The sequence below is a fragment of the Bifidobacterium simiarum genome, from assembly GCF_002802905.1.
In the GTDB taxonomy this organism is placed as follows: Bacteria; Actinomycetota; Actinomycetes; order Actinomycetales; family Bifidobacteriaceae; genus Galliscardovia; species Galliscardovia simiarum.
This window is the reverse complement of sequence record NZ_PEBK01000011.1, coordinates 19,589-40,802: the sequence shown is the minus strand read 5'-3', so window position 1 is coordinate 40,802 and position 21,214 is coordinate 19,589. Positions and strand designations below refer to the sequence as shown.

17 protein-coding genes are annotated in these 21,214 nt (G+C 60.2%); 14 read left to right on the top strand and 3 right to left on the bottom strand.

Annotated features, from left to right (window positions below; genetic code table 11):
- Positions 1–194: 194 nt before the first annotated feature.
- On the top strand, positions 195–593 hold the full coding sequence (locus CSQ87_RS09675; RefSeq protein WP_100513672.1) for a cupin domain-containing protein: 399 nt from the start codon (positions 195–197) through the stop codon (positions 591–593).
- Between the two features lie 111 nt (positions 594–704).
- On the opposite strand, the gene CSQ87_RS09670 is transcribed toward CSQ87_RS09675, so the two are convergent.
- Positions 705–1,250 (bottom strand): flavodoxin, encoded by a 546-nt coding sequence (locus tag CSQ87_RS09670; RefSeq protein ID WP_100513671.1) that lies wholly within the window; start codon positions 1,248–1,250, stop codon positions 705–707.
- A gap of 159 nt (positions 1,251–1,409) precedes the next feature.
- On the opposite strand from CSQ87_RS09670, the gene CSQ87_RS09665 reads away from it, so the two are divergent.
- From CSQ87_RS09665 to CSQ87_RS09640, 7 genes are all read left to right on the top strand, one after another.
- Positions 1,410–2,111, top strand: a complete 702-nt coding sequence (locus tag CSQ87_RS09665) for an ABC transporter ATP-binding protein (RefSeq protein ID WP_100513670.1) — start codon at positions 1,410–1,412, stop codon at positions 2,109–2,111.
- Between the two features lie 125 nt (positions 2,112–2,236).
- Positions 2,237–4,933, top strand: a complete 2,697-nt coding sequence (locus CSQ87_RS09660) for an ABC transporter permease (protein ID WP_100513669.1) — start codon at positions 2,237–2,239, stop codon at positions 4,931–4,933.
- 254 nt (positions 4,934–5,187) lie between these two features.
- The gene (locus CSQ87_RS09655; protein WP_100513668.1) at positions 5,188–5,805 is read left to right on the top strand and encodes a 50S ribosomal protein L25/general stress protein Ctc; all 618 of its coding nucleotides are present in this window, start codon (positions 5,188–5,190) and stop codon (positions 5,803–5,805) included.
- Positions 5,806–6,161: 356 nt separating this feature from the next.
- The gene (locus CSQ87_RS09650) at positions 6,162–7,289 is read left to right on the top strand and encodes a branched-chain amino acid aminotransferase (RefSeq protein WP_100513667.1); all 1,128 of its coding nucleotides are present in this window, start codon (positions 6,162–6,164) and stop codon (positions 7,287–7,289) included.
- A 367-nt stretch (positions 7,290–7,656) separates the two neighbouring features.
- A complete protein-coding gene (locus CSQ87_RS09645; RefSeq protein WP_100513666.1) occupies positions 7,657–7,893 on the top strand; it encodes a hypothetical protein in 237 nt (78 codons plus the stop codon).
- Between the two features lie 479 nt (positions 7,894–8,372).
- Positions 8,373–8,549 carry a hypothetical protein gene (locus tag CSQ87_RS10955; RefSeq protein WP_165776821.1) on the top strand — a complete coding sequence of 59 codons (177 nt, stop codon included), beginning with the start codon at positions 8,373–8,375 and terminating at the stop codon, positions 8,547–8,549.
- Between the two features lie 64 nt (positions 8,550–8,613).
- On the top strand, positions 8,614–8,889 hold the full coding sequence (locus CSQ87_RS09640) for a hypothetical protein (protein WP_100513665.1): 276 nt from the start codon (positions 8,614–8,616) through the stop codon (positions 8,887–8,889).
- Positions 8,890–10,071: 1,182 nt separating this feature from the next.
- On the opposite strand, the gene CSQ87_RS09630 is transcribed toward CSQ87_RS09640, so the two are convergent.
- Positions 10,072–10,437 (bottom strand): nucleotide pyrophosphohydrolase, encoded by a 366-nt coding sequence (locus tag CSQ87_RS09630; RefSeq protein WP_100513663.1) that lies wholly within the window; start codon positions 10,435–10,437, stop codon positions 10,072–10,074.
- Positions 10,438–10,504: 67 nt separating this feature from the next.
- Between CSQ87_RS09630 and CSQ87_RS09625 the strand changes: the two genes are divergently transcribed.
- Entirely contained in the window at positions 10,505–12,646 is a 2,142-nt protein-coding gene (locus CSQ87_RS09625) for a DUF2075 domain-containing protein (protein ID WP_240541839.1), read from the top strand.
- Positions 12,647–12,829: 183 nt separating this feature from the next.
- On the opposite strand, the gene CSQ87_RS09620 is transcribed toward CSQ87_RS09625, so the two are convergent.
- On the bottom strand, positions 12,830–13,738 hold the full coding sequence (locus CSQ87_RS09620; protein ID WP_100513661.1) for a D-hexose-6-phosphate mutarotase: 909 nt from the start codon (positions 13,736–13,738) through the stop codon (positions 12,830–12,832).
- A 245-nt stretch (positions 13,739–13,983) separates the two neighbouring features.
- On the opposite strand from CSQ87_RS09620, the gene CSQ87_RS09615 reads away from it, so the two are divergent.
- The 5 genes from CSQ87_RS09615 to sufC all read left to right on the top strand — a co-directional run bounded on the left by CSQ87_RS09615 (position 13,984) and on the right by sufC (position 21,054).
- Positions 13,984–15,402: a DUF2142 domain-containing protein gene (locus CSQ87_RS09615; RefSeq protein ID WP_165776820.1), complete on the top strand. Its 1,419-nt coding sequence runs from the start codon at positions 13,984–13,986 to the stop codon at positions 15,400–15,402.
- Between the two features lie 72 nt (positions 15,403–15,474).
- Positions 15,475–17,136 carry a CTP synthase gene (locus CSQ87_RS09610; RefSeq protein WP_100513660.1) on the top strand — a complete coding sequence of 554 codons (1,662 nt, stop codon included), beginning with the start codon at positions 15,475–15,477 and terminating at the stop codon, positions 17,134–17,136.
- A gap of 306 nt (positions 17,137–17,442) precedes the next feature.
- Positions 17,443–18,897, top strand: coding sequence for a Fe-S cluster assembly protein SufB (sufB, locus tag CSQ87_RS09605; RefSeq protein ID WP_207761139.1), 1,455 nt, complete (start codon positions 17,443–17,445; stop codon positions 18,895–18,897).
- Between the two features lies 1 nt (position 18,898).
- Complete coding sequence (gene sufD, locus CSQ87_RS09600) at positions 18,899–20,215, top strand: Fe-S cluster assembly protein SufD (RefSeq protein ID WP_100513658.1); 1,317 nt, start codon at positions 18,899–18,901, stop codon at positions 20,213–20,215.
- A 59-nt stretch (positions 20,216–20,274) separates the two neighbouring features.
- Positions 20,275–21,054, top strand: a complete 780-nt coding sequence (sufC, locus tag CSQ87_RS09595) for a Fe-S cluster assembly ATPase SufC (RefSeq protein WP_100513657.1) — start codon at positions 20,275–20,277, stop codon at positions 21,052–21,054.
- Positions 21,055–21,214: the final 160 nt, after the last annotated feature.

Sequence of the window (21,214 nt, the reverse complement as noted above, 5' to 3'; positions counted from 1 at the left end):
GAGGCGAAGCACGGTGCCGCCGTCGCCATGACCGTCATCGACGACGTCGCCGAACGGCGGGAGGCCATGCACTAGCCATGCATCGGCCACTAGCCATGCACGCGGAACATGGCAACCCATGAGACGACGGTATTGGTAATGCGACGGCGGATGCCGTGTAATGGAACCGAACAACCAGCGAAAGGACGACAACCATGAACAACCCCAGCGCATTCCCGATGGGCCATCCGAACGACGCCTACGCCCAGTACTTCGAAGGGCGGAGCTATCTGGCTCCGCTCGCCGGCGACGACCAGGTCAACGTCGCAAACGTGACCTTCGAGAAGGGCTGCACGAACCACTGGCACATCCACCACGGCGTATGCCAGATCCTGATCGCCGTGGGCGGCCGCGGCTACTACCAGATCGAAGGCCAGGAGCCGGTCGAGCTCAAGCCCGGCGACGTGGCCTACATCCCGCCGGAAACCAAGCACTGGCACGGCGCCTCCCCGAACGAGGCGTTCGCCCACATCGCCGTCATGCCCAAGAATGACGGCGCGAGCAACGAATGGCTCGAACCGGTCGACGACGAAGCCTACCGCAGGCTCGCCTGAAGGGGTAGGGTCCCCGCCTATCCGAGGGACCGGCCCTTCGCACATTCGCTAGACCACCCTCAGTCTCGCTGACGCTCGACAGCTCCCGCCGGCGGGAGCGGGGTGGGGTGGTCAAGCGCCCAGCCACCCATCGACGGCCCGTCGGACGGCCTCCGGATCACGCTGCGCGACGACGCCGGTGACGGCGAGACCGGGGCGCACGTCGGCCCCGGTCAGCGCGGCGATATGCTCGGGGGTCTCCTTGAAGCCGCTGCCGCCGTGCGTGATGAACGGGAGAATGGTCTTGCCGGTCCAGTCGTGGCCGCGCAGGAACGTGTCGACCTCCAGCGGAGGCACGCCGCACCAGATCGGGTAGCCGAGGTAGACGGTGTCGGCCTCGGCGAACGCGGCATCGGCCGAAGCGCTGGCGTCGGCATCGTTCCCGGCGTGCATCCTGATGGCGATCGCCGCCTCCACGCCGTCCTCCATCTCCCTCTTGACCCGTTCGACGGTGCCGTCGTACGTCGTCGGATACGGTTCGGCCGGCAGGATCTCGATGATCGGCGCGACCGTGGCCGCCGCGATGACGTCGGCCACCTTCGCCGTATTGCCCTCCGTCACATAACCGACCTCATAGTTCTCGTTGGCCCGCGAAAACACCACGATGACTGATGTCATGGCCACTCCTTCTCCATCTGTCGTGAAAAACCCTACATAACGGACGATGTCGTCGTTTTTATCCTACAGGCTGTTGAATAAAATGGCTGTCGGTACCAATGCCATGATCAGCAGACCCGCAGGCGTCGCAGCCGCGGGCATGACGAGAGGGGAAACACCATGCCATTCCTTGAATTCCACGACGTGGTCCGTCAATACGGGGAGGGTGAGTCCGCGGTCAAGGCCCTCGACCACGCCACCTTCGACATCGAGAAGGGCGAGCTCGCCGTCATCCTCGGCGCCTCCGGCGCCGGCAAATCCACGGCGCTCAACATCCTCGGCGGCATGGACCGGGCCACCTCCGGCAGCGTCGTCCTCGACGGGCGCGACCTCACCAAGGCCAGCGAATCCGAACTCACCGACTACCGCCGATTCGACGTCGGCTTCGTCTTCCAGTTCTACAACCTCGTACCCAACCTCACCGCCCTCGAGAACGTGGAGCTCGCCAGCCAGATTTGTCCCGACGCGCTCGACGCCCGCGAAACGCTCGAAAAGGTCGGTCTCGGCGAGCGCTTGGGCAACTTCCCCGCGCAGCTTTCCGGCGGCGAACAGCAGCGCGTCTCCATCGCCCGCGCGCTCGCCAAAAACCCGAAGCTGCTGCTGTGCGACGAGCCGACCGGCGCGCTCGACTACAACACCGGCAAGCAGATCCTCCAGCTGTTGCAGGATTCCTGCCGCAACAACGGCATCACCGTTGCGCTGGTCACCCACAACTCCGCGCTCGCGCCGATGGGCGACCGGCTGATCCGTTTCCGCTCCGGCAGGGTCACCGAGATCAGCGTCAATGACCATCCGACCCCGATCGCCGACATCGAGTGGTAGCGCAGGCGTCGAAATACGGGCAGAAAACCCCGGAATCGGAAATTCATGGTGCCCAATGGTCGTTTTTCCGCCGAGAAAACGACCGAAAGGCACCATGAATTCTGGAAGGTAGAAAGGCTGTTTCGATGAGTACATCGTCTCACCGTCGTATGGCACTGTGGAAGGATGCGTGGCGGGCCATATCGGGCAATGGCAGGCGCTTCGCCTCCATCGTCGTCATCTGCGCCGTGGGCATCATGATGCTCTGCGGGCTGAACCCCGTAGGCCGCGACATCCGTGGCGGCCTCGATGATTTCTTCGACCGCACGTCCATGCACGACATCGCCATCATCTCCACACTCGGATTCGATGACGACGACATCGCCGCCCTGCGCGACGTCGCCGGCGTCGACAAGGCCGCCGGCGTCCATGCGCAAAGCGTGTATACGAAAGTCGACGGCAGGCAGGCATCCGCCACCGTGATGGCGCTCAACGACGCCGGAGTCGACAAACCGTACCTTTCCGAAGGACGGCTGCCGAACGCCGGCCACGAGATCGCCGTCACGCGGCAGTATCTCGACGACAGCGGCCGCAAGGTCGGCGACGCCATCGAGTTCACGCCGGAATCGTCCGACGCGAACGGATCGGCCGCCGGGACGACCTCGACCGACGTGTTCGCCGACGGCGAGTACACCATCGTCGGCGTCGTCATCGACCCGAACGACATCGTCAACCCGACCGGCCCGCTCGCTCTTGTCTCCGGCGCCAAGACGGTGTATCCGCTGTTCGTGGCCGGCGACGCCGTCACCGGTGACGCGCCGTACACGTCCGCCGTCATCACCGTCTCCGGCGCCGCCGCGCTCAACACGTATGACGACGACTACCTCGCCAAGGTGGCCGATGTGCAGGATGCCATCGGAAAGATGCAGGCCGGCCAGGAGCGGCACCGCACCGACGCCGTCAAGGCCGAGGCGCTGAAGCAGGCCATGAAGCCCATCGACGAGCAGAAGCGGAAAGTCGACGCCATGCCCGACGTGCTGCCGATGAAGGCCGCGGCCGAGCGGAAAATCGCCGACGCCGAGACGAAGATCCGCGAGAAGATCGACGACATGAACGACGCGAAGTGGATTCTCCGCGACCGCAGCGCCGTCACCAGCTACGAGGACGTGAAGACGCAAAGCGAGATGATATCCCGGCTTGGCACGATGTTCCCCGTGCTGTTCCTCGTGATCGCGCTGTTGGTGAGCCTCACCGCCATGGCCCGCATGGTGGAGGAGGACCGTCAGCTCATCGGCACGTACAAGGCGCTCGGCTACCGTCGCGGCGAGACCATGCTCAAATACCTCGTGTATTCGCTGGCCGCATGCCTGCTCGGTGGCGTGCTCGGCGACATCCTCGGCATGGTCGGTCTGCCGTTCGTGTTCACCAGACGCATGCTCACGCGGCTGTATGTGCTGCCCGAATATCCGATGATCGTCGACTGGCGTCTCGCCGTCGGCGGTGTGCTGCTGTTCGTCGTGGTTATCACCGGCGCCGCCATGGCCACCTGTACCGGTTCGCTCAGGCTCGCGCCCGCCGAGCTCATGCGGCCCAAGGCGCCGAAGGCAGGCCGAACCATTGTCTTGCAGCGCGTCGGCGTCGTATGGAATCATCTGTCGTTCCTCGGCAAGGTGACCGCACGCAACCTGTTCCGATACAAGAGCCGCGCGCTCATGGTGATCGTCGGCGTGCTCGGCTGCACGGCGCTGATGACCGCCGGATTCGGCATGGGCAATTCCGCGCTGACGCTGATGCCGCGACAATACAACGAGATCGCCCGATACGACGTGATGGCCGTCACCTCCGCCGACGACCACGACAAGGCGCAGAAGGACCTTGATGGCAATGCGGATGTGACGTCCTCGCTGCCGTTGCAGGTCGGCAGCGTCACGCTCGCCTCCGCCGATTCCGATTCGTCATCCGACGCGGCGGACGATGCGAAACTGACCGCGCAGATCATGATCGTGCCGGACGGCGAATCCATCGCCGACTATATTGACTTGCACACGGCCGACGGGCAGCGGATTTCGTTGGATGACGGCGGTTCCGCCGATGCCGGTTCCGATGGCGATGTGCAGGCCGTGGTGACGGCCAATGCCGCGAAGAAGCTGGACCTGACGGCCGGCGGCAAGGTCAACGTGACCGATGCGATGGCCGACTCCGCCGACGTGCGGGTCGCCGCCGTGGCCCAGTACTACACCGGCAACATCGTGGTCATGACCCAGAGCGCCTACGAGAAGGCGTTCGATGCTGACATCGCGCCGAACGCCGACCTCATCAGGGTCAGGGGCGACGCCGACGCGCAGATTCGGTTTGCGGACGGTCTCGCCGAGCAGGACGAATATCTGTCGGTGATGAGCTCGGCCAAGCAGCAGCGCGACTTCGTGAAAAGCTTCGCCACCTTCTTCGTGATGATCGGCTTCATCGTGGCTATGGCCGCGATCCTCGCCATTGTGGTGCTCTACACACTGGCCAGCACGAACATCTCCGAACGCGCCCGTGAACTCGCCACCATCAAGGTGCTGGGCTTCCGCCGCCGCGAGGTGCACGGCTACGTGAACAAGGAGATGCTGCTGCTCAGCGCCATCGGCATCGCCGTCGGACTGCCGTGCGGGCGCGCGCTGCTGGGGTTCCTCGTCTCCCGGCTCGACCTGCCGGGCATGAACATCGTACCGAACGTGCAATGGTTCTGCTACGCGGCCGCCGCCGTGCTGGCGCTCCTCTTCACGCTGTTGGTGAGCGCCGCCACGAACCGCTCCCTCGACCGCATCGACATGGTCGCCGCGCTGAAAAGCCCCGAATGATGCGGCGTGGCACAGTCCCGTCCGGCCCTTCCGTGAATCCTCCGATGGGAAGGGTCGGACGTCTCGTGGTTTCGTTGGACACTGACGGGAATCCGTGCTAAGCTCATGCACTGTTGCTTTGGCGAGGGAAGGCAGTGCGCTGCGCTTCCGTTATCGACTCGGCGTCCGATTCTCCGTATTCACGGCGGTCGTGTGGCGCGTCGATGCGTCCAGGGCGAAATGAACGAATACATCGTGATGCAAGGAGAACCATCATGGCAGATATCACTCTGGAAGGTGCCGTCCGCACCGAGTTCGGCAAGGGCGCTGCCCGTCGCATGCGCGTCGCCAAGCTGATCCCCGCCACCATCTACGCCGGTGGCGAGCAGCCCGTGTTCGTGCAGCTGCCGATGCGCGAGACCACCAACGCCATGCGCCGCACCAACGCCCTGTTCGAGGTCAAGTACGGCGAGGAGTCCAAGCTGGCCGTCGTGAAGGACATCCAGCGCAACCCCGTCAAGCAGATCATCGAGCACATCGACTTCTACGAGGTGCGTGCCGGCGAGAAGATCGAGGTCGAGGTGCCGGTGTTCGTCGAGGGTACCCCGAAGGGCGCCGCCGTCGCGTTCGTCGACATTCAGGAGCTCAAGGTCAAGGCCGACGTCACCAACCTGCCCGAGCGCATCACCATCAGCGTGGACGGCCTGGTCGACGGCACCAAGGTGCTGGCCAAGGACGTCGTCCTGCCCGAGGGCGTCGAGCTGGTCCACGACGATCCGGAAGAGTCCGTCGTCACCGTCGAGGTGCCTGAGGATGCCTCCGCCGAAGCCGCTCCGGCCGCTGCGGCTCCGGCTGCCGACGCCGCTGCCGCTCCGGCTGCCGACGCTCAGTGAGCCTGAACGACCCGTCGTTCGTTCCCGCCTGACCGTGGTCGGGTAGGGGGCAATGGTCCGAGCGCTTCGTCATGCGCTTAGTCATGAACGAATCCGAAGAGCCCACCGTTCGCGTGGGCTCTTCGCGTATTGGGGCGTATCGGGCTTCCCGCGTACGGGCCATGTGGGGCCGGATCCATCGGTACGATCCGATCGGCACGGCCCCGCTTTTCATAATGTGAACTCTCTCACCCGGTTGCCGCAAGGCTGTGAGAGAGTTATCCCTGAGTTCGGTGCCAGAAGCGCCGACAAACGATTCAAGTCCGTTTCCCCGGAACATTCGCGGGGGAGCGGCGACACTGATTAAAGAAGTGACCATGACAGAAAACACTCATCACGATCCGGCCGCACTGTCCAAGCTGGCAGATGCGTTCACCGTCCTGCCGAACGAGAACCCCGCTTCCGATGCCAAGCGTCAGGAGCTGATCGACAAGCCGGCGTTCGGTCAGGTCTTCTCCGACAACATGACCCACATGACGTGGACCAAGGGCGAAGGCTGGGGAGACCGCCGCATCGAGCCGTACGCGCCGCTCAAGCTCGACCCGGGCGCCTCCGTGCTGCACTACGCGCAGGAATGCTTCGAAGGCCTCAAGGCCTACCACCACGCCGATGGCTCCGTGTGGCTGTTCCGTCCGGACGCCAACGCCGAGCGCTTCCAGAACTCCGCCAAGCGTCTGTACCTGCCGGAGCTGTCCATCGACGACTTCCTCGGCTCCGTGGCCGCGCTGGTCAAGCGCGACTCCGCCTGGGTGCCGACCCGTCGTGAATACACGCTGTACATGCGTCCGTTCATGTTCGCCTCCGAGCCGTTCCTCGGCGTGCGCGCCCCGCAGGAGGTGGACTACTGCGTGATCGCTTCCCCCTCCGGCCCGTACTTCCCCGGCGGCGTGAAGCCGGTGAGCATCTGGGTGGAAGACAAGTGGTTCCGCACCGGCCCCGGCGGCACCGGCTTCGCCAAGTGCGGAGGCAACTACGCCGCCTCCCTGCTCGGTGAGTACACCGGCATCGAGAACGGCTGCGAGCAGGTGTGCTTCGTGGACGCCGCCACCAAGACCTACCTCGAGGAGCTGGGCGGCATGAACATGATGGTCGTGCACAAGGACGGCCACGTGGAGACCCCGTCGCTCACCGGCAACATCCTGCCGGGCGTGACCCGTCGTTCCCTGATCCAGCTGCTGCAGGACGAGGGCCGTGACGTCGTCGAGACCATGATCGCCCTCGACCAGCTGCTTGAGGATATCAAGTCCGGCGAGGTCACCGAGGTGTTCGCCTGCGGCACCGCCGCCATCATCACCCCGATCGGCCGCTTCAAGTCCGAGAAGTTCGACGTCACCGTGGCCGACGGCAACTCCGGCAAGCTGACGGTCGACCTGCGCAACAAGCTGCTCGGCATCCAGCTCGGCGAGGTCGAGGACCCGCACAACTGGATGTGGAAGGTCTGCTGACCGGCATTCACCGAACAGGCACCGACGGCAGTCTGCTGATTTGAAGGTTTGCTGACCGTCGCGCCACCGTTTGAGGGCTGTTGAGATCCCGCGTTTTACGGGGTCTCAACAGCCCTCTTGTTTTTTTTGGGGGGGGCTGGGCGCGCTCCATGGGAACCGCCAATATGGGCGGTACGACGGCAGAAGACGACGAACGTGTGGCCACTCGAAGCCTCGTACCGTCCAGCAGTCACGGTGTATATTGGGAATCGTTCACGTAGCATCCGGGTGGGGAGCGAGACTCCTCTGCCGGGAAACCAAATGGTTATGGTCGGCGGTTTGCAAGCTCCCGGATGGTTCGCCGCTGGTCTATTAAGGATGGTGTGACATGCCCATAGCTCCCGACAGACTGGACAAATTCACGTTCCAGGGGGAATTCCATCCCCTCACCGATCCGGAGGAAATTGCCGTCATCCATAAGAAGATCGGTTTTGTTCCGCCGACCCCGGAGGAGCAGTCGTACATCACCGAACAGTGGAGAAAACGCTTCGATACCGAAGACGACATTTCCACGGACAGGCTCCGCGCCGAGTTCGTTCGAAAGAAGGCGCTCGGCCAACTCTGACCTGATGACATAGCCATTTTTCTGTTCATAGCCACTCCGCACGGGGTGGCTTTCTTCATGCCCGGAACGGGCCCCATCAACCAATTCAAGGAGGAACCATGGCCGAGGATGCCGACCAGAACCAGCAGGACGTGCAGGAGCCGCACGGCGAGCAGCAGCCCACGGACTGGGAGGTTAGGACACTAGGAGTCTGTGGCGGTGGATTGATGCAAAGTCACGCATGGCGAACATGCTGACCAACCAGTACGCATCAAAACATGCGTGACCTATGAGCGACAAAAGACATCAAAGACGCGGAGATCGCCGTACTCAACCTCCCGAAAAACAGGACACACATCGAAGAGGCTCTCGCCGGCGGGAGAGCACAAAGGCTTCGTCACTGGTACCATTGACGGCATCGAGATAAGAGTCGGATTCGCCAAAGCCGGGAAACGCCCGGCCCGCGTCATCACCATCCATCCAGTGGGAAGGGAGTAGCCATGTCGACGTCTCTTATCGACATCCAACTCGCCGAACGACGTTATGACCAGCTCGCGGCCGACATGATCGCACTGCTCCGCGCCAACGGCGACGACGGGGCCGACTTCCGTGAAACGGGGGTTATACTTACTTGTCTCAAAGACTGTGGTCGTCAATTAGCCAATAAAAACGTGTGAACTCCGTCCCAACGGATATGTTCCCTCGGTAAAATGTACGAGAACATCGTAAGGAGGCTGACAAATGACGGATCTGAAGCCCGGCGATCTTGGCTATTACCCTTGTTTGGCGGATTATCCTTCGAAAAAAGCCATGTTCTCCTCTCCTGAATTCGCATCCCTTCCGGCAGAAGATGTTTTAGCCGCATACTGGGGGGAGTTCAACGGCGAGTCGATCTATCATTTCAACGACCCGAAGAATCCCCGGAACGATGAAGAGGCCAAGAAGATGGCCATCGAATGCCTGATCGCAGGAAGACCTCGTCCTTGGGAGGAGATTCCCGAAGGCGCTGTCATTTAACCGTTTCCATCTGATATTCGAAACCGCACTTCGGATGGGTTTCCGTTATCCAGCCACTCCACCCGGGGTGGTTTTGATGTCCGGAACGGGGCCCGGCCCCAACAGGGGCGCAACAGCATAGTGGTGAACCTGAAATCCGAGGAGAAACCACCACTAGAATCCGCCGGAGCAATGCATGGAGAAGAGCATCTATCTGCGGTCGCTGACGATATACCGCATTGACGGCCTTGATCTGGACCATGAACATGTTTTGGGCCTGATGAGAGCGAGCCTGCAATGGGAACCCTATCCGAGATGGCTCCCAACGCCAAGGAGCCGCTGAGAAGAACCGAGACCGCATATTCGAACCATTGGGTACATTTAGTGGCGGGTTTTTGACGCATTGCCCAAGGGGATTGAGCCTGGAGGGGAAATAGGACTTCCGTATGCCTATCGGATCGATCTTGAGACCGGAGAGGCATGTGTCGGTACCATCGATGAATCGGATATGCTCACCGAACAGGAACTGGGTCCCATCCCGGACTAGAAGCGACAGCGAAGTTATCCAACCCGCCATGGGAGCGACGTTATAAAGCCTGATGGGTGGGCATTATATGGCGTATAAAAAATATCCACATGTCTGTCCAAGGCGGCTATCATCTACGCTGGCATTCGTCGAATCGTGTCAGTGAGTAAGTGAACAATGACTCCGAGTCTGATGACATGCCCTCGAGCTCGGCGCCTACCAGATGATCATTAACTGCTGCGTGTAAAGAGACAGGAGAGGGTGGCGAGGACATGATGGCCGAGCTCATTGAATCTCTCGCGGTCAAGGGCGCGACGTCCGGATGTCCTGAACTCACGACACACTCGGTCATGAGTTCAAACGCAGTATGAACGTCATCCTTGCGTTCATCGACCACATCTACGGGGTGAACGAGTCCACCACGGCCGTCAATGTGCGTCTCGAGATCCTCCGTGGCATCGCTCTTGGTCTCCGCAACCTTGACAACTACATCATCAGAAGTCTGCTCTTCCGCATTGGCGGATTCCGACAAATCATCCAGACCACCTCTGCACAACAAAATACGAAGACCCGGAAAACGATGCGAGGTTTTCTGACGACTGTATGTCGGCGTTCTGGACCATCAAACAATTTGTTTTGAATAGACAATATTGTTGTCTGACGCGTATCGTCGAGAATCAGAAAGCGTTGCCTTTTTCTCTGCGCGCATTGAGATGACGCGTCTCGTACTCATCGAAATTGTTGCGGACCGCTTCTGCGGGGTACTTCCGTTTGGTTATGGCAAGCTTATCCATGATGATTTTGTCTAAATCGATATCAAGCGCATCGGCCATCATGATGCAGTAGGTAAGTACATCTGCTAGTTCCTCTCTGACATGTTTCTCGTCCACAGAGGAGGATTGTGGTATCCATTGATAGCATTCAAGTAGTTCTGCAGCTTCAATGCTGATGGATTTTGCGAGATTCTCAGGTGTATGGTATTGATTCCAACCTCGGGCAATTACGAAATCGTGTATTTCTCGAATAGTGCGGTCGCTGATCATGACAAATATTTTAAACGATTGCAAATATTGTCTGGGAACCTCGATCATTACGGGTCATAATATAGCCATGAACTTTGAAGGTCTTGCTCCGATTATCATCAACCTGCCATATGGACGATATGACAAGGAAGATTTTGAGTGGGCAGTTGATAAAACCCTAGACAGCTGGGCAGGGAATCGGGGTGACTACTCCGAGATGGAACGCGCTATGCTGCGATATGTGCTTGCATATCCCACGGTATATGTCGTGTATTCAAGGAAGATTAATCCTTATTCATCGAAGAACGAGTACACCGTGTATGTTGGCGAGACGAATGATATACGTCACCGAACTGCGCAACATCTTGAGTTGGATTCTAAAAATCGTGAGGATTGGAAAGCTGTAGCTGATGCAGTCTCACAGAATGACGAAGCATACAAGCAGTATGTCATCTCTCATCCAAAATTCAATAAATCATTAACCTTGGATGTAGAGAATCGGCTTATGCATTACATGTCCAGTACTGATTCAGTTAAAAAGTTGAATAATCGACGGACCAATGCACAAGGTGATTATTACACTTCAGACCAATTTGATCATATCTTCTCGCAAATATGGCTAAAATTGCATAAGGATGATCCGGATCTGTTTCCTGCCGAAGAAATTATTCGGGATTCTGCTCTGTTTAAGGCTTCGCCTTTTCACAAACTCAGTGATAGTCAACTCGAAGCTGAAGAGGCTATACTGACGCAGCTCGCTGGTTTGCTGACTAACAATCGTCGAAAGAATTCCGTTGAGCAAAGCAATGCTCATCCCAAACTTATCTTTGTTCAAGGCGCTGCGGGTACGGGAAAAACTGTGCTGTTAAGCCATTTGTTCTATCGGATTGCGACAGAAATCGGTATTCAAGAAAGGACGTATTCTGGCGATGAGGATTATTCCGCATCACCAGAGGCGGAAAATGGGCAACTGGCATCGTATATTCTGGTTAATCACAAGGAACAGGTTCATGTTTATAACCAGATAGCCACGAAGTTGGGATTGCAAAAGAAATCCAGTGAAGTGGTCATGCTACCCAGTCAATTCATTAATCGATTCAGTGTGCGTAATGAACGTGGAAGAGGAATCCCGGATCAACCACGGGGAATGGCGGATATTGTGCTTATCGATGAGGCGCATTTGCTGATGACTCAGGGGAATCAAGGGTATTCCGGGAAGAACCAGCTTTATGATATTTTGCGTAGAGCGCGGGTGGTGATCGCAGTTTTCGATCCAAACCAGATTATGCAGTCCAGTCAACAATGGGATCCAGTTGTGCTGAGAAAACTGCAGTTGGATGAGGAATCAATTAACAAACCTCATAAGACCGGAACTCTTGGCGATTTCCGATCTATCGTTTTAAGTGGCGGAGATCAATCGTCGGCCATATCTGTCGATGTAACGCATATACATCTGGAAAAACAGTTTCGCATTGCGGCAAATGAGTCAATGATTCGATGGATTGATCGCTTTGCTTCCGGACTGGGAATTGACCCTTTGCCAACTGATCCAGGTGAGTATACAGCGGATGGTGCAATAAAGCGTGCGCCCTATGATGTAAAAGTATTTGATTCTCCAATCGAGCTGTTTGAGGCCATCCGGAAGAAAGCTCAATCGGAATCTGACGGTTGGAACAGTAATGGTCTGTCCCGTCTGCTGGCGACCTACGATTGGAAGTATTCGGCAAAATCCGTAAACATGGCGGATCCTCAGGGTTTTTGGAACGTGGAATTACACCGCGATTCCTCCGGTGTGTGGCGAATGGGATCTGGTGATGTTTTTGGGAGATCTGGAATAGACTCTCACGTATTTTGTAAGCCGTGGAACTATCAGCTTGCCGACCCCGCTGATCCCAAGACAAAGGGCATTGATAAGGATCTGGCTTGGGCGGAAAAACCATATACTATCAATGAAATTGGGTCTATCTTCACCATTCAAGGATTCGACCTAAACTATGCCGGTGTGATTATTGGCCCTTCAGTGACATATCGGCGAGGGAGAATTGTATTTGATAAAAGCGCCAGTCGAAATTATTTGGCCACCAACAAGCGAAAAGATCTGGGAGATTTCGCGGAGGAGAACCTGAAACATGAATTGAATGTTCTGCTGAAACGAGGGGTCCATGGACTGTATCTTTTTGCTGTAGATGAGGAATTACAGCAACGATTGAAGGAATGCTGTACTAAATAATTGTAACGAGTGAGGCTTCACTAAATATATCGCGTAATGCGTATTGCCTAAGTCTGCCTTCGTTGTGGAAAGTGGGCCAGATCGTCATATACAAATAAAGGAGATACGGATTTGCTCGGACGACCATAACTGGCCGTCCGAGCTGATTCACTGCAAATCAGACGATCGATTATTGTCCTTCTATCATAGTTTCTGGAGCACGCTCAGCGTCTGCGCGATCGTGTGCGATTCGCCGGGGTTGAGCGTGATCAGATTGGCGCGGTTCGCGGCGGCCTCGACGCAGACGAAGCCGCGCCATTCGCCGTCGGCGAGGTCACCGATCGCGTTGCCGGCACTCTCGCCGGGGTTCCAGACCACGGTCGTGTTCGCGCCGTGGGAGGTCGCGACGATCGTCCGGTCCAGCCGCTCGTCATGCACCTCGATCTCATGATCGGACAGGTAGATCCGGTCGACCATCGATCCGTCGAACCGGATCGGGCCGTGCTGGGCGCATACGGGGAAACCGGACACCGTGGTGTCCAGATACTCCGTGCCGTCCAGACCGGTCACCTCCACATGCTCCACGTCACCCACATGCAGATACGTGTGCAAGGCCGTCTCATAGGAGAACGGTGCGTTGCCGTCATTGGTCACGGTGAAGGCCATCGTCAGCGTGCTGCCGGAGCGCACCTCATAGACAGCGTGGAATCGGGGATGCGGATTGCCGACGAACTGGGCCAGCGTCGCCTCGTCCGCCTCCGTGGAGTCGAGCGTGTACCGTGCGACCGCGTTGCCGTCACCGTCGATCGCTGATGCCGACTCGTCCCGATGCCAGAACGAGGTCCGGGCGAATCCGTGCTTCGGGGTCCTCGACGCGGTCCTGCCGTTGTCCGTCCCGTCCGGTTCGGGATCATAGCCGGAATTGAACCACGGGAAGACGATCGGCACCCCGCCTCGGATCGCCGTTCCCTCGCTGAGATACACCGCCGACGGCTGCCAGACCACGTCCGGCTGACCGGCCGGGGCCCAGCGCAGCACGTGGGCACCGTAGTCGCTGATCGTCGCGGAACCGCCCTCGCCGTCGAGGGTGCGGATGATGAACTGATCGCTCATGAATCCTCCAAACTACTCGGGTTGATGAGACGCTTCCATTATGGTCCATGCGCCGGCCGGGCGTGCGCGGGTCACACGGGGTGGATTTCGGTGATCGTTGCAATGTCTGATGTTCGAGGAGGGATCCAGATGGGAGAGTAGACGATTTTATGGCATTGGGCATGCGTCCGGGGGGGGGGATAGCGTTCTGCTAACCGATCGTGATGCCGAACAGGGGAGAAGACGAATTGCCCGAATCAATCCGTATGAACGATGGAGACAGCCAGACCGGTCTCCAATCCGGACATGTCATCTCCGCTTCGAGAAAGCCCCGACGGACGTGGCTTCGAATCTTGCGCAATATCATGCCCGTCATCGTCGCCATGGGAACCCTGCTTATGGGAGGGGTCTTCATGTGGCATACGGCTCCGGGGCATATTCCTGATATCTGGGCGCACACCTATCGCATAAGCGGCATCCTCAACGGCGATGTGCTGGCACGTCCCGTGGAGTCGACAAGCAGACTGCACCACAGCACCGAGAATGTCGGCGGCCACGTCGACTGGTCATGGATCAACTATTCCCACGAACAGGACGACGGTTACGACCCCACCGTGGTGCAGCTTGATTCCATTACCGCGTCGGATGCCTCCGGTGCGGATGTGCCGTATAACAACACGGCCACGAACTCGCCGGTGTCGTACCTTCCTCAGCTGGCGGGCTTCGCCATCGGCAAGGCCATGGGTCTTCCGGCGGGAACCACGTATTACCTCACCGAAACGATCATGCTCGTCGTCTACGCATGCTGCACGGCAATTGCAGTGGCATTACTGCCAAAATGGCGCATTCTTGTTGGCGTGGTGATGCTGTGCCCGCTGTTGCTGCACCGGTATTCGTTCGCCATATCCGCGGATTCGATGACGCAGGCGCTCACGTTCCTGCTGTCCTGCATGCTCGTTCGTGCGTTATTCAAACGCATCGGTGTCGGAACATATGCGGCATTCGCGATCGTATGCCTATTGCTGGCGATGTGTAAGTTCATCTATACGCCATTGGTATTGCTGACGCTGCTGGCGCCCTGGATCCAGAGAGGGATGAAGGTCCGCGCATCTTCCCATGGCGGGCGAGCCGAACGGTTGGCGTCAGCATGGAGAGCCGGTATATGGATAACGGCATTGGGCAATGCCGCGGCATTCATATGGCTGGCTGTATGGATGAAGCTGACCGGATGGTTCGTCACCACGCCGATGATGGTGTCTCATGCGCAGATGGCCCAAAGGCGTCAGGCGCTGTTCACGGATCCCGGCGCAGTGGTGGAACTGATGAAGATGATGGCCTTGTCCATCGTTACCGGACGATCGAATCTCGACCGGACGCTGGACACATGGCTTATCCGGTGCTGCTGGCTGGCGATGGCGATCATGGCGCTTGCGCTGATCGTAGCAACCGTGCGACGGACGCTGAACGGATACGAGACGGCATTCTGGTGGTGCGCGTCCATCGTGATGGTCGGCATCATACTGCTGACCTACGTGGCGCTGTGGCTGCAGTACACTCCCGCAGGATCCGCGATGATCGAGGGTATGCAGCACCGCTACTTCCTGCCATTGATCGTGCTGGGCGTGCTGTGCACGGCGGAAAGCCTCGCCGGACTGCGGCTCTCTCGTGATCGCGTGATCGTGTGAAGTTCGGATCACCCGCTCGCCGCGCGCCACGGTGATGTGTTTGGTCATATGCGGATGATAAAGTGAAATTCCATGGTCAGAAGAAAGCATGGAATCACGCAAGAGCACATCACCAAGCACATTTTCGTCACTGGCGGAGTTGTGTCCTCGCTCGGCAAGGGCCTCACGGCCTCCTCACTGGGCCGTCTGCTTCGCAGCCGCGGCATCCACGTTCTGCAGCAGAAGCTCGATCCCTACATCAACGTCGATCCGGGTACCATGAACCCGTTCCAGCACGGCGAGGTCTACGTGACCGAGGACGGCGCCGAGACCGATCTCGACATCGGCCACTACGAGCGCTTCCTCGACGTCTTCCTCTCCCAGAAGGCCAACGTCACCACCGGTCAGGTGTATCAGGAGGTGCTGCGCAAGGAGCGCGCCGGCGAGTACCTCGGCCAGTGCGTGCAGGTCATCCCGCACATCACCAACGAGATCAAGTCCCGCATGCGTGCCCAGGCGTCCGACGACGTGGACGTCATCATCACCGAGATCGGCGGCACCGTCGGCGACATCGAATCCCAGCCGTTCCTCGAGGCCGCCCGCGAGGTGCGTCGCGACCTCGGCTCCGACAACTGCATGTTCGTGCACGTCTCCCTCGTGCCGTACATCGCCGCCGCCCACGAGCTGAAGACCAAGCCCACCCAGCATTCCGTGATGATGCTGCGTCAGCTCGGCATCTCCCCGGACGCGCTGGTGCTGCGTTCCGACCGTCCGCTCAACAAGGCCATCAAGGACAAGATCTCCCTGATGTGCGACGTGGACGAGGAGGGCGTGGTCAACTGCGTGGACGCCCCGAGCATCTACGACGTGCCGAAGACCCTGTTCGACGAGGGCCTCGACGCCTACGTGGTGCGCGAGCTCGGCCTGCCGTTCCACGACGTCAACTGGGCCGAATGGTCCGACCTGCTCAACCGCGTGCACCATCCGAAGCACGAGGTCAACGTGGCCATCGTCGGCAAGTACATCGACCTGCCCGACGCCTACCTGTCCGTCACCGAGGCCATCAAGGCCGGCGGTTTCGCCAACTGGGCCAAGGTGAACGTCGAATGGGTCGCCGCCGACGAGTGCGAGACCGAGGAGGGTGCCGCCAAGTCGCTGGCCGACGTGGACGGCATCGTGATCCCCGGCGGCTTCGGCATTCGCGGCATCGACGGCAAGATCGGCGCCCTGAAGTACGCCCGCGAGCACAAGCTGCCCGCGCTGGGCCTGTGCCTCGGCCTGCAGTCGATGGTCATCGAGTATGCGCGCCACGTCCTCGACATCGAGGACGCGAACTCCACCGAGTTCGAGCCCGACTGCGCCAACCCCGTCATCGCCACCATGGAAGAGCAGAAGGACATCGTCGCCGGCAAGGGCGACATGGGCCACACCATGCGACTGGGCTCCTACCCGGCCGAACTGGAGGAGGGCTCCCTGGCCGCGCAGCTGTACGGCACCACGCATGTGACCGAGCGTCACCGCCACCGCTACGAGGTGAACGTGGCCTACAAGGACCGTCTGCGTGAAGGCGGACTGCGCATCTCCGGCCAGAGCCCCGACGGCGAACTCACCGAGTTCGTGGAGCTGCCGCAGGACGTGCACCCGTTCTACATCGCCACGCAGGCCCACCCCGAATTCAAGAGCCGCCCGACCAAGCCGCACCCGCTGTTCGCCGGACTGGTGAAGGCCGCCCTGGATCATCAGGCCGCCCGCTGAGCGAAATGATCGAATGATCGAAATGACCGAGACGATCGGAACGATCGCCCGTCGATAGCGATCGCCCGTCGATAAGGCCGGGACTCTCCGCAAAGGAGGGCCCGGCCTTCGTCGTTCCATATGCGTCGTTCCATGGGGAAACCGAAAACCTTGGTAAATCTCACATTTGGCGATGAGCCAACATACGGTGTCGCGCTATCGTTCGCCCTGAGGTTCTGCTAGGTTGTTGTATGAACTTACGTGAAGGATTGGAGGCAGCGTCAGGTGACCGACGAAAAAGCACCAAACGCCGCGGCTGACGTGGAGATGAGCCAGTATGTGGCCGATCGACAGCGCGTCAACGAGGATAAGATCAAAAAGGACGACGAGATCATCTCGCAGTTCGGCGAATACAGCTACGGATGGCATGATTCCGATGCCGCCGGCGAGGCCGCGAAGCGAGGCATCGACGAGAGCGTGGTCCGTGCCATCTCCGCGGACAAGGGCGAGCCGGAGTGGATGCTCGACATGCGACTGCGGGGATTCAAGGCGTTCCTGGAAAAGCCGATGCCTGACTGGGGCGTGGACCTCTCCGGCTTCAACGCCGACGACTTCAAGTACTATGTGAAGCCCATCGACAAGCAGGCCAAGACCTGGGACGAGCTGCCCGACGACATCCGCAACACCTACGACCGCCTCGGCATCCCCGAGGCAGAGAAGAACCGTCTGGTCTCCGGCGTGGCCGCCCAGTACGAGTCCGAGGTCATCTACAACTCCATTCAGGAGGACCTGAAGAAGCAGGGCGTGATTTTCGTCGACACCGACACCGCCGTGCGCGAATACCCCGATCTGGTGCGCAAGTACTTCGGCACCGTCGTCTCCCCGGAGGACAACAAGTTCGGCGCGCTCAACACCGCCGCATGGTCCGGCGGCTCGTTCGTGTACGTGCCGAAGGGCGTGCACGTGGAGATCCCGCTGCAGGCTTACTTCCGCATCAACACCCCGGCCATGGGTCAGTTCGAACGCACGCTGATCATCGCCGACGAAGGCTCCTACGTGCACTACGTCGAAGGCTGCACCGCCCCGATCTGGTCCGAGGACTCCCTGCACGCCGCCATCGTCGAGATCATCGTCGAGAAGCACGCCCGCGTGCGCTACACCACCGTGCAGAACTGGTCGAACAACGTGTACAACCTCGTCACCCAGCGCGCCTACGTGCGCGAGGGCGGCACCATGGAATGGGTCGACGGCAACATCGGCTCCAAGGCCACCATGAAGTACCCGGCCTGCATCCTCGCCGAACCGTACGCCAAGGCCAGCACCATGTCGCTCGGCTTCGCCGGCAAGGGCCAGTATCAGGACACCGGCGCGAAGATGATCCACCTCGCCCCGCACACCTCGTCCACCATCGTGGCCAAGTCCATCTCCCGCGGCGGCGGCCGATCCGCCTACCGTGGTCTGGTGAAGATCGTCAAGGGCGCCGAAGGCTCCTCCAACTCCACCGTGTGCGACGCCCTGCTCGTCGACGACTACAGCCGTTCCGACACGTACCCGCATGTGGACGTGCGCGAGGACGACGTGTCCATGGCCCATGAGGCCACCGTGTCGAAGGTCTCCGAGGACCAGCTCTTCTACCTGATGAGCCGCGGTCTTTCCGAGGAGGAGGCCATGGGCATGATCGTACGAGGATTCGTGGAGCCGATCAGCCGCGAGCTGCCCATGGAGTACGCGCTCGAGCTGAACCGACTCGTTGAACTGCAGATGGAAGGATCGGTGGGCTGATATGACCGAGGCAACGAATAGCGAAATCACCGGCGACGAGACCGAGAACGCCAAGGCAGCGACCGCCGAAACCGCGGCCGGTTCGACCGCCGCGCAGGTGGCGGCCGAACTCAACATCCCCGTCGCCGACCTCAGCGATCCGTACGCCGTCCCCGCCCTCATGCCGTCCAGCGCCGACAAGGCGCCGCGATCCTTCGACCCCGACGACTTCGCCATGCCCACGCGCAAGCAGGACGACTGGCGATACACGCCGATCGACCGGATCGAGGAGTTCTTCGACGTGTTCAGGCCGAGCGGCCAGACCACCGTGGAGGTCAGCGCGATCGACGGCACCGAACTGCCGGCCGAAAACGTGAAGCTGTACCAGACCAAGCTGGGCGAAGCCCCCTCCGGTACGGTCTCCAAGCCGACCGACCGCGCCGCCGCCGTGGAATGGCAGTCCGGATCCACAGCCACCGTCGTGGAGCTCTCCGGCGAACTGAGCACCCCGGTGCTGATCAAGGTCAAGGGTGCGGGACTCGACCTCGACGCCCTGCATCTGGTCATCAAGGCCGCGGACAAGACCCACGGCGACGTGATCGTGGAGCATGAGGGCAAGGCCCGTCTGGCCGAAGGCGTGGAGATCGTCACCGGCAGGGACTCGCACGTCTCCGCCACGTTCATCCAGGAATGGGATCCGGAATCCAAGCATGTGGGCAACCATCGCATCCACGTGGGCGCCGGCGCCTCGCTGCGCCACTCCGTCGTCACGCTCGGCGGCGACGTGGTCCGCCTGCGCATGGACCAGGACTTCGGCGGCGATCAGGGCGAGCTCAACATGCTCGGCATCTACTTCGTCGACCCCGGCCAGCACATCGAGAACCGCACGATGGTGGTGCACAACCACCCCGCATGCAAGTCCCGCGTGGTCTACAAGGGTGCGCTCGACGGCAAAGGCGCGCACTCCACATGGGTGGGCAACGCGCTGATCCAGCCGACCGCCCCCGGCACCGACTCCTATGAACTCAACCGCAACCTCGTGCTCACCCCGGGCGCCATCGCCGATTCCGAGCCGAACCTCGAGATCGAGAACGGCAACATCATCGGCGCCGGCCACGCCAGCTCCGTCGGCCGCTTCGACGACGAGGAACTGTTCTACCTGCAGTCCCGCGGCATCCCGGAGACCGAGGCCCGCAAGCTCGTGGTCCGTGGATTCTTCGCCGAACTGATCGAGGAGATCGGCATCCCGTCCATCTCCGAACACCTCATGGACGTCATCGACCGTCGTCTCGCCCGCGGCGAAAGCGCAGCCATGGCCGAGGTCCTCGAGGAGAAGTGACGACGGTCCGGCAACGGCCCGGCAACGACGACAAGAACGACAGATTTTAGGAGAACACCATGTCAACATTGGAAATCAAGGACCTGTACGCCTCGGTGGAGACCAAGGACGGACGCAAGCAGATCCTCAAGGGCGTCAACCTCACCGTCAACTCCGGTGAGACCCACGCGATCATGGGCCCCAACGGCTCCGGCAAGTCCACCCTCGCCTACACCCTCGCCGGCCACCCCAAGTACGAGGTCGACGGCGGACAGGTGCTGCTCGACGGGCAGGACATCCTCAAGATGACCCCGGACGAGCGCGCCAAGGCCGGCCTGTTCCTCGCCATGCAGTATCCGGTGGAGGTGCCCGGCGTGTCCATGACCAACTTCCTGCGCACCGCCAAGACCGAGGTCGACGGCGAAGCCCCCGCGATCCGCGTGTGGGCCAAGGAGCTGGGCGAGGCGATGAAGCGCCTGCGCATGGACCCGAAGTTCGCCTCCCGCTCCGTGAACGAGGGCTTCTCCGGCGGTGAGAAGAAGCGCGCCGAAGTGCTGCAGCTCGAACTGCTCAAGCCCAAGTTCGCCATCCTCGACGAAACCGACTCCGGCCTCGACGTCGACGCGCTGCGCATCGTCTCCGAAGGCGTGAACCGCGCCAAGGCGGCCAACGATTTCGGCATCCTCATGGTCACGCACTACACGCGCATCCTCAAGTACATCAAGCCCGACATCGTGCACGTGTTCGCCGACGGCCACTTCGTAAAGACCGGCGGCCCCGAGCTGGCCGACGAGCTGGAGGAGAACGGCTACGACCAGTACCTGCCCGAAGGCGCCGACTCCGAAAGCGCCCTCGCATAGGGGTAAGGTAATTACTTTCGCGGATTCCGCGGATGCATGATCCCCGACACACTCAAGGCCGTTCGGCCCCGCGTCCGGGCAAGCCGGACGCTAGCTTACGGTCGGGGATCATGCATCCGACTCCACCGCTGGTAATTTACAGGTCTTACTGAAGCGTGAA

What these genes read in the sequence shown, in the direction of transcription:
- sufB (WP_207761139.1), top strand. Translation starts at nt 17,443, where the DNA reads ATGAGCCAGTATGTGGCCGATCGACAGCGCGTCAACGAGGATAAGATC.
- CSQ87_RS09650 (WP_100513667.1), top strand. Translation starts at nt 6,162, where the DNA reads ATGACAGAAAACACTCATCACGATCCGGCCGCACTGTCCAAGCTGGCA.
- CSQ87_RS09610 (WP_100513660.1), top strand. Translation starts at nt 15,475, where the DNA reads ATGGTCAGAAGAAAGCATGGAATCACGCAAGAGCACATCACCAAGCAC.
- CSQ87_RS09640 (WP_100513665.1), top strand. Translation starts at nt 8,614, where the DNA reads ATGACGGATCTGAAGCCCGGCGATCTTGGCTATTACCCTTGTTTGGCG.
- CSQ87_RS09630 (WP_100513663.1), bottom strand. Translation starts at nt 10,437, where the DNA reads ATGATCAGCGACCGCACTATTCGAGAAATACACGATTTCGTAATTGCC.
- sufD (WP_100513658.1), top strand. Translation starts at nt 18,899, where the DNA reads ATGACCGAGGCAACGAATAGCGAAATCACCGGCGACGAGACCGAGAAC.
- CSQ87_RS09670 (WP_100513671.1), bottom strand. Translation starts at nt 1,250, where the DNA reads ATGACATCAGTCATCGTGGTGTTTTCGCGGGCCAACGAGAACTATGAG.
- CSQ87_RS10955 (WP_165776821.1), top strand. Translation starts at nt 8,373, where the DNA reads ATGTCGACGTCTCTTATCGACATCCAACTCGCCGAACGACGTTATGAC.
- CSQ87_RS09645 (WP_100513666.1), top strand. Translation starts at nt 7,657, where the DNA reads ATGCCCATAGCTCCCGACAGACTGGACAAATTCACGTTCCAGGGGGAA.
- CSQ87_RS09625 (WP_240541839.1), top strand. Translation starts at nt 10,505, where the DNA reads ATGAACTTTGAAGGTCTTGCTCCGATTATCATCAACCTGCCATATGGA.
- sufC (WP_100513657.1), top strand. Translation starts at nt 20,275, where the DNA reads ATGTCAACATTGGAAATCAAGGACCTGTACGCCTCGGTGGAGACCAAG.
- CSQ87_RS09660 (WP_100513669.1), top strand. Translation starts at nt 2,237, where the DNA reads ATGAGTACATCGTCTCACCGTCGTATGGCACTGTGGAAGGATGCGTGG.
- CSQ87_RS09665 (WP_100513670.1), top strand. Translation starts at nt 1,410, where the DNA reads ATGCCATTCCTTGAATTCCACGACGTGGTCCGTCAATACGGGGAGGGT.
- CSQ87_RS09675 (WP_100513672.1), top strand. Translation starts at nt 195, where the DNA reads ATGAACAACCCCAGCGCATTCCCGATGGGCCATCCGAACGACGCCTAC.
- CSQ87_RS09615 (WP_165776820.1), top strand. Translation starts at nt 13,984, where the DNA reads ATGAACGATGGAGACAGCCAGACCGGTCTCCAATCCGGACATGTCATC.
- CSQ87_RS09620 (WP_100513661.1), bottom strand. Translation starts at nt 13,738, where the DNA reads ATGAGCGATCAGTTCATCATCCGCACCCTCGACGGCGAGGGCGGTTCC.
- CSQ87_RS09655 (WP_100513668.1), top strand. Translation starts at nt 5,188, where the DNA reads ATGGCAGATATCACTCTGGAAGGTGCCGTCCGCACCGAGTTCGGCAAG.